The following is a 13,291-nucleotide window of genomic DNA, read 5'->3' on the forward strand; positions in this document are numbered from 1 at the left end:
GTGTTACGTCGTGGAGATGTTCGGGGTGATGTTGATTTGATATCGAATGTTGTCGTCTTAGTTGTCGCTCATGGAACTATATAAAGTACTAATACTTTGTGATAAATGAAGCGCTATCAAGGAGATAGGTGATTATTTCCATCATGGCCAGGGAAATTTCGAAACTCACGAACGACGCGGGCTGCGGGTGTTTTCTTATTCGTTATATATAAAGTCCAACTGGCTTTTTATGGGGGAGATGCTATTTCTGGAGAGGCTAGTGCGACTGATCGGTCGCGTCGTGGACAAGAGGACTGTCAGGTATGTCGATCCAGGCCAAGGTATCTCCCCTCGCTCAAAATGTTACTTCTTCCGCTCCCATCGAAATCCCCAGCAACGGCATCCTGACTCTCACCCAGAGCAGTAACGTCGTTCTGGATATCACCCCCGAAAGTGTGGCGGGCTACTCGAAGAGCGGCGCCGATCTGATCGTGCAGATGAAGTCCGGCGAAAGCCTGCGCATCGCCAACTTCTACGCCGAGGGGCAGCCGGCCAGCCAGTTGTACCTGGTCGACCGCGACAAGCTGGTGGCCGTCGACCTGCCGCCGGTCGCCGACGATGGGCCGCTGATGGCGGGCTACGTGCCGCAGGAAAGCCTGGCCGGATTCGAATCGCTCACCGCCGCCGACGGCACCATCGCCGGGATGAGCCCCGGCGTCGCACTGTTGGCCGGCGCAGCGCTCATCGGTGGCGGTATCGCGATCGCCAACAGCAGCGATGGCGGTGGCGGCGGTGGCAGCGATGACGGCAGTGTGCCGCCGGACACCACGGCCCCGGCGCCGGCCAGCGACCTGCAGATTGCCGCGGATGGCAGCAGCATCAGCGGCACGGCCGAGCCGGGCGCCACCGTGAGCATCGACAGCAACGGCGACGGGCAACCGGACGCCACCGTGGTGGTCGGCCCCGACGGCAACTTCCAGATTCCGCTGAACCCGCCGCTGACCAACGGCGAAACGGTCTCCGTGGTGGTGACCGATCCGGCCGGCAACAGCAGCCCCTCGACCACCGTGCAGGCCCCCGACTTCCCCGACGCGCCGCAGATCAACCCGAGCAACGGCTCCACCCTCAGCGGCACCGCCGAGCCGGGCAGCACCGTGGTCCTCACCGACGGCAACGGCAACCCCATCGGCCAGACCACCGCCGACGGCAACGGCAACTGGTCGTACACCCCGACCACGCCGCTGCCCGATGGCACCGTGGTCAACGCGGTGGTCGAGGATGCCGCCGGCAACAGCAGCCCGCCCGCCAGCACCACCATCGATGGCGTGGCGCCGGCGGCGCCGGTGCTCGACCCGAGCAATGGCAGCGAGCTCAGCGGCACCGCCGAGCCGGGTAGCACCGTCACCCTCACCGATGGCAGCGGCAATCCCATCGGCGAAGTCGCCGCCGACGGCAACGGCGACTGGAGCTTCACGCCGTCTTCGCCGCTGCCCGACGGCACGGTGGTCAACGCTACCGCGACCGACCCGGCCGGCAACACCAGCGGGCAGGGCAGCACCATCGTGGACGGCGTGGCTCCGGCCGTACCGACCGTCGACCTGAGCGACGGCAGCAGCCTCAGCGGCACCGCCGAGCCGAACAGCACCGTGATCCTCACCGACGGCAGCGGCAACCCGATCGGCGAAACCACTGCCGATGGCAGCGGCAACTGGACCTACACCCCGACCACGCCGATCGCCGATGGCACGGTGGTCAACGTGGTGGCCGAGGATGCCGCCGGCAACACCAGCCCAAGCACCAGCGTCACCGTGGACTCGCAGGCGCCAGCCGCGCCGGTGATCGATCCGAGCAACGGCACCACCCTCAGCGGCACCGCCGAACCGGGCGCCACCGTGACCCTGACCGATGCCGGCGGCAACCCGATCGGCCAGGTCATCGCCGACGGCAGCGGAAACTGGTCGTTCACCCCCGGCACCCCGTTGCCCAACGGCACCGTGGTCATCGCCACGGCCACCGACCCCACCGGCAACACCAGCGCTCCGGCGAGCACCACCGTGGATTCGCTGGCCCCGGCCGCGCCGGTGATCGATCCGAGCAACGGCACCACGATCAGTGGCACCGCCGAACCGGGCAGCACCGTCACCCTCACCGATGGCAGCGGCAATCCCATCGGCGAAACCACTGCCGATGGCAGCGGCAACTGGACCTTCACCCCGGCCACCCCGCTGCCCGACGGCACCGTGGTCAACGCCACGGCGACCGACCCGGCCGGCAACACCAGCGGGCAGGGCAGCACCATCGTGGACGGCGTGGCTCCGGCCGTACCGACCGTCGACCTGAGCGATGGCAGCAGCCTCAGCGGCACCGCGGAGCCGGGCAGCACCGTGGTCATCACCGACGGCAGCGGCAATCCGATCGGCGAGGTCACCGCCGACGGCAGCGGCAACTGGAGCTTCACGCCGTCTTCGCCGCTGCCCGACGGCACGGTGGTCAACGTGGTGGCCGAGGACGCCGCCGGTAACACCAGCCCGCCGGCGACGGTCACCGTCGACTCCAGCGCGCCAGCCGCGCCGGTGATCGATCCGAGCAACGGCACCACCCTCAGCGGCACCGCCGAACCGGGTAGCACCGTGACCCTGACCGATGCCGGCGGAAATCCCATCGGCCAGGTCACCGCCGACGGCAGCGGCAACTGGTCGTTCACTCCTGGCACCCCGTTGCCCAATGGCACCGTGGTCAACGCCACGGCCACCGACCCCACCGGCAACACCAGCGCTCCGGCGAGCACCACCGTGGATTCGCTGGCCCCGGCCGCGCCGGTGATCGATCCGAGCAACGGCACCACGATCAGTGGCACCGCCGAACCGGGCAGCACCGTCACCCTCACCGATGGCAGCGGCAATCCCATCGGCGAAACCACTGCCGATGGCAGCGGCAACTGGACCTTCACCCCGGCCACCCCGCTGCCCGACGGCACCGTGGTCAACGCCACCGCGACCGACCCGGCCGGCAACACCAGCGGGCAGGGCAGCACCACCGTGGACGGTGTGGCTCCGGGCACGCCCACCGTCGACCTGAGCGACGGCAGCAGCCTCAGCGGCACCGCGGAGCCGGGCAGCACCGTGACTCTCACCGATGGCAGTGGCAATCCCATCGGCGAAACCACTGCCGATGGCAGCGGCAACTGGTCGTTCACCCCGGGTACGCCGCTGGCCAACGGCACCGTGGTCAATGCCACGGCGAGCGATCCGGCTGGCAATGTCAGCCCGCCGGCGACGGTCACCGTCGACTCCAGCGCGCCAGCCGCGCCGGTGATCGATCCGAGCAACGGCACCACCCTCAGCGGCACCGCCGAACCGGGCGCCACCGTGACCCTGACCGATGGTGGCGGCAATCCGATCGGCCAGGTCACCGCAGACGGCAGCGGAAACTGGTCGTTCACTCCCGGCACCCCGCTGGCCAACGGCACCGTGGTCAACGCCACGGCCACCGATCCCACCGGCAACACCAGCGGCCCGGTCAGCACCACGGTGGATGCGGTTGCACCTTCCGCGCCGGTGCTCGACCCGAGCAACGGCACTGAGATCACCGGCACCGCCGAGCCGGGCAGCACCGTGACTCTCACCGATGGCGGCGGCAATCCCATCGGCGAAACCACTGCCGACGGCAGCGGCAACTGGAGCTTTACCCCGGCCACACCGTTGCCCGACGGCACGGTAATCAACGCCGTGGCCGAGGACGCCGCCGGTAACACCAGCCCGCAAGCCAGCACCACGGTCGACGCCATCGCGCCGCCCGCGCCGACCATCGACCCGAGCAACGGTGTGGTCATCAGCGGTACTGCCGAGGCTGGCGCGACCGTCATCCTCACCGATGGCAGCGGCAACCCGATCGGCGAGGCCACCGCCGACGGCAGCGGCAACTGGAGCTTTACCCCGGGCACCCCGCTGGCCAACGGCACGGTGATCAACGCCGTGGCCGAGGACGCCGCCGGCAACGCCAGCGGCCCGGTCAGCACCACGGTCGACGCCATCGCCCCGCCCGCGCCGGTGATCGACCCGAGCAACGGCACTGAAATCACCGGCACCGCCGAGCCCGGCGCCACCGTCATCCTTACCGACGGCAGCGGCAACCCGATCGGCGAGACCACCGCCGACGGGAGCGGCAACTGGAGCTTCACACCGGGCACCCCGCTGGCCAACGGCACGGTGATCAATGCCGTGGCCGAGGACGCCGCCGGCAACACCAGCGGTCCGGTCAGCACCACGGTCGACGCCATCGCCCCGCCCGCGCCGACCATCGACCCGAGCAACGGCAGCGAAATCACCGGCACCGCCGAGGCCGGCGCCACCGTCATCCTCACCGACGGCAGCAGCAACCCGATCGGCGAGGCCATTGCCGACGGCAGCGGCAACTGGAGCTTCACCCCCGCGACCCCGCTGGGTGACGGCACGGTGATCAACGCCGTGGCGCAGGACGCGGCCGGCAACACCAGCGGCCCGGTCAGCACCACGGTGGACGCGGTGGCGCCGCCCGCGCCGGTGATCGACCCGAGCAACGGCAGCGAAATCACCGGCACCGCCGAGGCTGGCGCCACCGTCATCCTCACCGACGGCAGCGGCAACCCGATTGGCGAGACCACCGCCGACGGCAGCGGCAACTGGAGCTTCACCCCGGCCACACCGCTGGCCAACGGCACGGTGATCACTGCCGTGGCCGAGGACGCCGCCGGCAACGCCAGCGGCCCGGTCAGCACCACGGTCGATTCGGTGGCGCCGTCGGCGCCGCTGCTGAGCATCAGCGCCGATGGCGCGCTGCTGACCGGTACCGCCGAGCCGAACAGCCAGGTGCGCATCGTGGTCGACGGCGATACCGCCAACCCGATCACGGTGAACGTCGACGGCAGCGGCAACTTCAGCCTGCCGTTCTCCCCGGCGCTGATCACCGGCGAGCTGATCTCCGGGGTCACCGTGGATGCCGCCGGCAACACCAGCGGGCCGGCGACGATCAATGCGCCGGACCTGGCGCCGCCGACCATCAGCGTGCCGGAGGCCGCCGATACCTGGATCAACGGCGCCGAGATCGGCGATGGCATCCAGGTCGACGTGGCGATCCGTCCGACCATGCAGGTCGGCCAGGTGATCACCGTCATGTTTGCCGGGCAGAACGGCTACGAGACGCAGGTGGCGTATACCATCACCGCCGACGACATCCTTGCCGGCAGCGTCACCGTGACCGTTCCCCCGGGCGACGGCATGGGGCCGTTCCCGGAAGGCGCCTCGACCATCACCGCCGACATCGATGGCGGAACCGATTCGGCGGTGGTGCCATTCACCATCGACACCATTCCGCCGGCGACCCCGGTGCTGTCGCTGGTGGGCAGCCTCCTGACCATCTCCACCGATCCGGGCACCGAGCTGACGGTCACCGTGGACGTCGGCGGGGTGACCGCCACCGCGACGGTGACCGCCGACAACAGCGGGCTGGCCTCGCTGAACCTGCTCACCGACCTGGACATCGACCTCACCCTGGACCAGTTGCTCAATGCCCAGGTTTCGGTGGTCGGCCAGGACCCGGCCGGCAACCAGAGCAACGTGGCGACCATCGCCGTCGGCTCCAGCATCGAGCAGCCGGTGACCATCGGTAGTTTCGGTGTCGACGTCAGTCTCAACCCGCTGGACCCGCGGTTCGGTTTCAGCGGCACCACCGAGCCGGATTCCAGCGTGGTGATCCGCGTCATCACGCCGGCGCTGAATGTCGAGCTGCTGCCGATCCAGGCGGATTCCACCGGCCACTTCGCGTTGAACCTGCTCGAGCCGAGCGTTCTCAGCCAGTTGGGGCTGAACATCACCGACATCCTCAACCTCGGGTCGCAGATCTCGTTCAACGTCGTGTCCACCGACAGCAACGGCAACGACAGCGCGGCCTACGGCATCACCCTGGCGCCCAACGGGCTGTCGCTGAACATCGGCGAGATCGACGTCAACGGCACCGCCGGGGACGACGTCATGTCCGGGGCGGACGGCAGTTCGGAGCACATCAACGGAGGCGACGGCAGCGACCTGATCTTCAACGTGGGGACGGGCGACCAGGTGCTGGCCGGCGACGGCAACGACGCCATCCAGATCACCGCGACCAACTTCACCAGCATCGACGGCGGCGCGGGCTTCGACACCCTGATCCTGGCCGACGGTATCGACCTCGACTACAACGCCGCCGGCGTCGGCACGCTCAGCAATATCGAGCGTATCGACCTCGGCACGGGCGACCCGGGGAGCGTGCTGACCCTGACCGCGGCGGAGGTCGACGCCATCACCGATGCCAACAACACCCTGCAGATCACCGGCGAGAGCAACGACACCCTCAACGTGGTGGGTGCCGTGAACACCGGGACCACGCAGCTGATCAACGGCATTACCTACGATGTCTACACCTTTGGCAGCAGCACCTTGCTGATCGAGGACAACACGGTGCAGGTCGTGGTTTGATGCGGGGCCGCAGGCAGTACGCGCGCAAGGGATGGCGCCGCGGCAAGGGAGTCCTCTGGCTCCTTTGCCTGGGCCTGCCGCTGTCCGCCCCGGCCATGCCCCTCGACCAGGCGGTGAGGGCGGGGCTGGCGATCCACCCCGAGGTGCGTTCCGCGATGGCCGAGGCGGAACGCGCGGGCACCGAGGTGGAGATCGCCAAGGGCGGCTACTACCCCTCCGTCGCCATGTCCGGGGGGCCGCAGGAGTTCGACGTCGGCGAAGTCGTCTACGACGTCACCGCCTCGCAGATGCTGTACGACTGGGGGCGGGTGACGAGCAAGGTCGACAGCGCCAGCGCGACCCAGCGCAAGCTGTCCGAGGCGGTGCTGGTGGCGCGCGACGACGCGGCGCTGGACATCGTCGAGACCTATCTCGACGTGCTCGCCTCGGAGCGCCGGGTGGAGGCGGTGCGCCAGCACATCCAGCGCCTCGACGGCATCCGCGAGATGACCCAGGCGCGCGGCGGCGACGGTTACGCCGACCGCAGCGAACTGGACCGCGCCAACCTCGAACTGTCGCGCGCCCAGGAACAGCTGTCGCTGGAAAAGGGCAACCTGCAGGACGCGCGCAACCAGTACGCGATCCTGGTCGGCCAGGAGCCTTCCGAGCTGGTGGAGCCCGAGCCGCTGTCGCTGCAGCGCTACCTGGCCGCCAGCGACGTGGGCCGGGTGATCCGCGAGTCGCCGTTGCAGCGCAAGGCGCTGGAGGACGCCAACGTCGCCGAGGCGGAAGTCCGCGAGGCCAAGGCCTCGCTGCTGCCGCAGCTGAACCTGGAGGCCACCGCGTTGCGCCGGGAGATCGGCGGCCGCCCGGAAAGCGATTCGGTGATGTCGCTGCGCTTTCGCATGGACACCTTCCAGGGACTCTCCAACTTCCGCCGGCCGACCGCCGCGCAGCAGCGCCTGGAGTCGGCGAAATGGACCGCCGACGCGATGCAGCGCGACATCCGCCGGCAACTGCAGACCCTCTTCGACAACGGCGACACGCTGCGCTGGCGGGAGCAATCGCTGAGCCAGCAGGTGAGCGAGTCGGAGCAGGTCGGCGAGCTGTACCGCGAGCAGTTCGAGGTCGGCCGGCGCGACGTGATCGACCTGCTCAACGTCCAGCGCGAGCGTTTCGAGGCCGAGCGGCAACTGATCAATCTGCGCATCGAGCGCAAGCGCATCGAGTATCGGGCGGCCGCCCAGGTCGGCCTGTTGGGGGCGCTACTGGAGAACCGGTTGAATCATGGAAGCTGAACAATCCCCGGATAATGTCGTGACCCTGAACCACGACGACCCGCTGCGCCAGGGCCTGCTGCTGCTGTGCCGGCAACTGGGGCGGCCGCTGGGCGACGCCGAGCTGGTCGACGGCATGCCGCTGGAGCACGGCCGCCTGCCGCTGCGCCTGGTCGCCCGCGCGCTGCGCCGCGCCGACATCACCGCGAGGGTCGCGGAACTGCCGTTGCGGCAGATGGATGCCTACCTGCTGCCGGCCCTGCTGCTGCTCGGTGATGGCCGCAGCCTGGTGCTGGTCGGCGTCGAGGGCGAGCAGTTCGAGGTGCTGGTGCCGCAGAGCGACGGCGGCCGCGAGCGCCTGGCGCTGCCCGATCTGGAAGCGCTCTACAGCGGCACGGCGGTGTTCGCCAAGTGCCGCTACCGCTCCGACGGGCGGGTCGGCGACTACGCCAGCGGCCTGCCGGAACACTGGTTCTTCGGGCCGCTCAAGCGGCTCTGGCGCTCCTATGCGGAAGTCACCGCGGCGGCCCTGGTGGCCAACGTCCTGGCCGTCGCCTCGGCGCTGTTCGCCATGCAGGTGTACGACCGCGTGGTGCCCAACGCGGCCTTCGACACCCTGTGGATACTCGCCAGCGGCGTGGCCCTGGCGATCGTCGTCGACGGGGTGTTGCGGATCATGCGCGGGCACCTGCTCAACGTGCTCGGCAAGCGCCTCGACCTGCAGCTGTCGAGCCTGCTGTTCGCCCGCGTGCTGAGCACCCGGATCGCCGCCAAGCCGGCGTCGATGGGCGCCTTCAGCACCCAGGTGCGCGAGTTCGAGTCGGTCCGCGAGTTCTTCACCTCGTCCAGCGCCGCGCTGATCAGCGACCTGCCGTTCGTGGCGATCTTCCTGCTGATCATCGCGGTGATCGGCGGCCACGTGGTCTGGGTTCCGCTGGTGGCCTGCGTGCTGATGCTGCTGCCGGGGCTGCTGACCCAGCGCCTGCTGGGCCACCTGTCGCGGCAGAACCTGCGCGAGGGGGCGATGAAGAACAGCGTGCTGCTGGAAGCCTTCGAGCACCTGGAGACGGTCAAGGCCTCGCGCGCCGAGGGCCGCTGCCTGCAGCAGTGGGAAACGCTCACCGGCGAACTGGCCGGCACCGCGATGAAGACCCACGCCCTGGCCTCGACCCTCAGCTACTCGGCGAGCATCGTCCAGCAGCTGTGCTATGTCGGGGTGGTGGTGTTCGGCGTCTACCGGATCAGCGACGGGGCGATGACCGTCGGCGCCCTGGTGGCCTGCTCGATCCTTTCCTCGCGGGCCATCGCGCCCCTGTCCCAGGCGGCCGCCATCCTCGGCCGCTGGCAGCACACCAAGGTCGCGCTGGAGGGCCTCGACCAACTGATGGCGGCCGAGCAGGAACGCCCCGCCGGCAAGCGCTTCGTCCACCGCGAACGCCTCCACGGGCATTACCGCCTGGAGTCGCTGCGCCTGGCCCACGGCGACAGCCCGCCGGTGGTCGATGTGCAGGCGCTGAACATCCAGGCCGGCGAGCGGGTGGCCCTGCTCGGCGGCAACGGCGCCGGCAAGTCGACCCTGCTGCGGCTGCTCAGCGGCCTGCTCGACGCGCAGAACGGCCGGCTGCTGCTGGACGACATCAGCCTCAGCCAGATCGACCCGGCCGACCGCCAGCGCGGCATCGGCTACCTGCCGCAGGACGTGGCGCTGTTCCACGGCAGCCTGCGCGACAACCTCAACCTGGCGAACGCCGCACTGGGCGATGAGGAACTGCTGGAAACCCTCGACGGCGTGGGCCTGGGCACCTTCGTGCGCGCCCACCCGCTGGGCCTGGACATGCCGATCCAGGGTAACGCCAGCCTCTCCGGCGGCCAGCGCCAGGCGGTCGGGCTGGCCCGGGTGCTGCTGCAGGACCCGCCGATCCTGCTGCTCGACGAGCCGACCGCGGCCTTCGACCAGAACAGCGAGAAGCAGGTCATCGACTACCTGCAGCAGTGGCTCGGCAAACGCACCCTGATCCTCACCACCCACAAGAAAAGCGTGCTGGCGCTGGTGGACCGCGCGGTGGTGCTGCGCAACGGCCAGGTGATCATGGACGGCCCGCTGAACCAGGTGGTGCAGGGCAACCAGGTGCAGGCGCCGCAGGTCGCCGAAGGAGCTGGCCATGGCCTCTGATGACCGCTCCGTGCAGTTGCGCCGGCAACTCGCCGACCCCTTGCTGGCGACCACCCACCCGGTCTATCGCCCGCTGCTCTGGACCCTGCTCGGCAGCGTCGCGCTGTTCGTCGCCTGGGCCGCCTGGGCGGAGCTCGACGAGGTGACCCGCGGCGACGGGCGGGTGGTGCCGTTCAGCCGCATCCAGAAGATCCAGAGCCTGGAAGGGGGGATTCTCGACCGTCTGCTGGTGCAGGAGGGCGACCTGGTGGAGGTCGGCCAGCCGCTGGTGCGTCTCGACGAGACGCGCTTCCTCACCAACTTCCAGGAGTCGGCCAACCAGGCCGGCGTGCTGCGCGCGGCCATCGCCCGGCTGGACGCCGAGGTGCTGGGCAAGGCGGCCATCGAGTTCCCGCCGGACGTCGATCCGCAGGGGCCGCTGGCGCGCTCCGAGCGCGAGCTGTTCAAGTCGCGGCGGGACAAGCTGCTCGAAGGCAGCCAGGCGATCAAGAAGCAGATCGGCCTGGCCCAGAGCCAGCTCGACCTGGTCCGCCCGCTGGTGGCCAAGCGCGCGGTGAGCCAGATGGAGGCGCTGCGCCTGAGCCAGGACATCGCCACCCTCAACGGCAAGCTGACCGAGCTGAAGAGCAGCTACTTCCAGGACGCCTACACCGAGCGTTCGCAGCGCAAGGCCGACCTCAGCGCGCTGGAGCCGATCGTCCAGCAGCGCCAGGACCAGCTGCGCCGCACCGAGATCCTTTCGCCGGTGCGCGGGCGGGTCAACACCGTGCTGATCAACACCCGCGGCGGGGTGATCCAGCCCGGCGAGGCGATCATGGAGGTGATTCCGGTGGAGGACCGCCTGCTGGTGGAGGCGAAGATCAAGCCGCGCGACGTGGCCTTCCTGGTGCCGGGCATGGCGGCCAAGGTGAAGATCACCGCCTATGACTTCAGCATCTACGGCGACCTCAAGGGCACCCTGGAGCAGATCAGCGCCGACACCATCGAGGAGGACACGCCCCACGGCAAGGAGTCGTACTACCAGGTGCTGATCCGCACCGACGGCAGCCAGCTCAGGCGCGGCGAGGAGGTGCTGCCGATCATCCCCGGCATGGTCGCCGAGGTGGATATCCTCAGTGGCAAGCGCAGCGTCCTCAACTACCTGCTGCGCCCGCTGATCAAGGCCCGGCTCTACTGAGCGGATGCGGCGCCGGCCGGAGCGTTCGCGCCCCGGCCGCCCGCGCACTCAGCCCAGGCGCTTGACGAAGTGGTGGCAGGCGATCTGGTAGCGGCGCTGCATGTACATCCGGTGCGCCGCGGCGCGGTCCGGGCCGACCCCGGAGTCGAGGTGCACGGCCGCGCAGCCCAGGCGCCTGGCCTCGGCCTCGACCCACTCCATCAGCTCCGAGGCGAAGCCCTTGCCGCGCCATTCGGGCAGCGTCGCGATGTCGACGACGTAGAGCGACTTGCCCAGCCAGAGCGAATACTGAATCCGGTAGCCCAGGGCGCAGACCGCATCGGGCGAGCCCTCGGGCCACAGGCCGAGCAGGTGGTAGCCGTTGGGACGGAGCAGCCCGTCGACCTGGGCGACGACCTGTTCCCGGGAGTATTTCGGCCACAACTCGCACAAGGCGGCCGCAGCCCTGGCCGTCTCGTTTTCACCCACTGTTCTGATTGTGAAGGACATAACCTCTCCTGGGTCTTGTACGAAAATCCTTGGGGCCCCTTTCACGCCGCCGGAGCCGGTGGCCTGTCGCGGGGGAGCGATTCTCCAGCTTTCTTTCAACCGGCCAGACATGCGTCCAATGATGTTCCGCAGCCGGCATGTCGGGCGATCGAACCTTCGGGGTATTGCACTGGCGGCAACGGAAACGGGGCGCCCAAGGGCACCCCGTCAGATTGGCGCGGCGCCAGGCCACGCGTGTGGGAAGAGCAGGGCGGGCACCCGTGCGCCGGGGCGCAGCAGGCGGGGACCAGGGCTCGCGCCCCGGCACGCGGATGCCCGCGACCACTCAGCCCAGGCTTCCCGCCAGCTGCTCGTTGCGCGCGCGGCGACGGGTCACCAGCAGGCCGGAGCAGACGATCAGCACGCTGAGCAGCGCGGTGGCGGCCACTTCCACGCGGTGGTCCGGACGCAGCAGCATCAGCACCAGCACGGCGCTGATGAACAGGATCACGGCCCAGGTCAGCCACGGGAACAGCCACATGCGGTACTCGATGGCCTTGCCCTCGGCGACCATGCGCTTGCGCATGCGCAGCTGGGAGACGGCGATCACCAGGTACACCAGCAGCGCGATGGCGCCGGAGCTGGCCATCAGGAAGCCGAACACCTGGGCCGGGACCAGGTAGTTGGCGATCACCGTGGCGAAGGCCGCGGCGGTGGACAGCAGCACCGCCACCACCGGCGTGCCGGCGCGGCTGGTGATGCGCGCGGCGGCCGGGGCATCGCCGCGGCTGCTCAGCGAGTAGAGCATGCGCGAGGCGGTGTACAGCGAGGAGTTCAGGCAGCTGGTCACCGAGGTCAGCACCACCACGTCGATCAGCGCCTTGGCGTGCGGCACGCCGAGCACTTCCAGCACGGTCACGTAGGAGCCGTCGGCGGCCAGGCGCGAGTCGGTCCAGGGCACCAGGGCGACGACGATGAAGATCGACAGGATGTAGAACAGGCTGATCCGCCAGATCACCGAGTTGGTGGCCCGGGAGATCTGCTTGCCGGCCGCGTCGGATTCGGCCGCGGCGATGGTCACCACTTCCGCGCCGAGGAACGAGAACATGGTGATCAGCATGGCGCTGAGCACCGCGCCGAAGCCGTTGGGCATGAAGCCGCCGTTGTCCCACAGGCGCGACACGCCGCTCACCCCGGTGTTGGGCAGCAGGCCGAGGATGGCGCAGGCGCCGAGGATGATGAAGCAGGTGATCGCCACCACCTTGACCAGCGCCAGCCAGAACTCGAACTCGCCATAGTTCTTCACGCTGAACAGGTTGGTCGCGGTGAGCAGCAGGGTGATCGCCAGCGACAGCACCCAGATGTCCAGTTGCGGCACCCAGGTGTTGATGATGGTGGCGGCGATGTTCGCCTCGATCGGGATCACCAGCACCCAGAACCACCAGTACAGCCAGCCGATGGTGTAGCCGGCCCACTTGCCGATGGCCTGGTCGGCGTAGGTGGAGAAGGAGCCGGTGTCCGGCGATGCCACGGCCATCTCGGCCAGCATGCGCATGACGATCACCACCAGGGCGCCGGCCAGCATGTAGGCGAGGATGGCCGCCGGGCCCGCCTCGGCGATGGCGCGGCCGGAGCCGACGAACAGGCCGGCGCCGATCACGCCGGCAATGGACAGCATGGTTACATGCCGCGATTTCAACCCATGGCTCAGGTTGTTCTTGTTGAGCTGTTGCATGGTTTCACCTTGTAA

At 69.0% G+C, this 13,291-nt stretch carries 6 protein-coding genes; 4 read left to right on the forward strand and 2 right to left on the reverse strand.

Annotation, left to right across the window (positions count from 1 at the left end; all coding sequences use genetic code 11):
- Positions 1-302: 302 nt before the first annotated feature.
- The 4 genes from AC3B6A_RS05970 to AC3B6A_RS05985 are packed head-to-tail and all read left to right on the forward strand — an operon-like array spanning position 303 to position 11,073.
- A complete protein-coding gene (locus AC3B6A_RS05970) occupies positions 303-6,467 on the forward strand; it encodes an Ig-like domain-containing protein (RefSeq protein ID WP_488401373.1) in 6,165 nt (2,054 codons plus the stop codon).
- Positions 6,467-7,744 (forward strand): TolC family protein, encoded by a 1,278-nt coding sequence (locus AC3B6A_RS05975; RefSeq protein ID WP_488401374.1) that lies wholly within the window; start codon positions 6,467-6,469, stop codon positions 7,742-7,744. The genes AC3B6A_RS05970 and AC3B6A_RS05975 overlap by 1 nt, the downstream gene beginning before the upstream one ends.
- Positions 7,734-9,896 (forward strand): type I secretion system permease/ATPase, encoded by a 2,163-nt coding sequence (locus tag AC3B6A_RS05980; RefSeq protein WP_488401375.1) that lies wholly within the window; start codon positions 7,734-7,736, stop codon positions 9,894-9,896. The genes AC3B6A_RS05975 and AC3B6A_RS05980 overlap by 11 nt, the downstream gene beginning before the upstream one ends.
- The gene (locus tag AC3B6A_RS05985; RefSeq protein ID WP_488401376.1) at positions 9,886-11,073 is read left to right on the forward strand and encodes a beta-barrel domain-containing protein; all 1,188 of its coding nucleotides are present in this window, start codon (positions 9,886-9,888) and stop codon (positions 11,071-11,073) included. Before AC3B6A_RS05980 ends, AC3B6A_RS05985 begins: the two co-directional genes overlap by 11 nt.
- A 48-nt stretch (positions 11,074-11,121) precedes the next feature.
- On the opposite strand, the gene AC3B6A_RS05990 is transcribed toward AC3B6A_RS05985, so the two are convergent.
- Both AC3B6A_RS05990 and gabP read right to left on the reverse strand, forming a co-directional pair.
- Positions 11,122-11,562 carry a GNAT family N-acetyltransferase gene (locus AC3B6A_RS05990; protein WP_488401377.1) on the reverse strand — a complete coding sequence of 147 codons (441 nt, stop codon included), beginning with the start codon at positions 11,560-11,562 and terminating at the stop codon, positions 11,122-11,124.
- A 325-nt stretch (positions 11,563-11,887) separates the two neighbouring features.
- Complete coding sequence (gabP, locus tag AC3B6A_RS05995; protein ID WP_488401378.1) at positions 11,888-13,276, reverse strand: GABA permease; 1,389 nt, start codon at positions 13,274-13,276, stop codon at positions 11,888-11,890.
- Between the last annotated feature and the right edge of the window lie 15 nt (positions 13,277-13,291).

This window comes from Pseudomonas sp. B12(2026) (assembly GCF_057767015.1).

Excerpts from the sequence above, each read along its gene's own strand:
- AC3B6A_RS05990 (WP_488401377.1), bottom strand. The coding sequence starts at position 11,562 with ATGTCCTTCACAATCAGAACAGTGGGTGAAAACGAGACGGCCAGGGCT.
- AC3B6A_RS05975 (WP_488401374.1), top strand. The coding sequence starts at position 6,467 with ATGCGGGGCCGCAGGCAGTACGCGCGCAAGGGATGGCGCCGCGGCAAG.
- AC3B6A_RS05985 (WP_488401376.1), top strand. The coding sequence starts at position 9,886 with ATGGCCTCTGATGACCGCTCCGTGCAGTTGCGCCGGCAACTCGCCGAC.
- AC3B6A_RS05980 (WP_488401375.1), top strand. The coding sequence starts at position 7,734 with ATGGAAGCTGAACAATCCCCGGATAATGTCGTGACCCTGAACCACGAC.
- AC3B6A_RS05970 (WP_488401373.1), top strand. The coding sequence starts at position 303 with ATGTCGATCCAGGCCAAGGTATCTCCCCTCGCTCAAAATGTTACTTCT.
- gabP (WP_488401378.1), bottom strand. The coding sequence starts at position 13,276 with ATGCAACAGCTCAACAAGAACAACCTGAGCCATGGGTTGAAATCGCGG.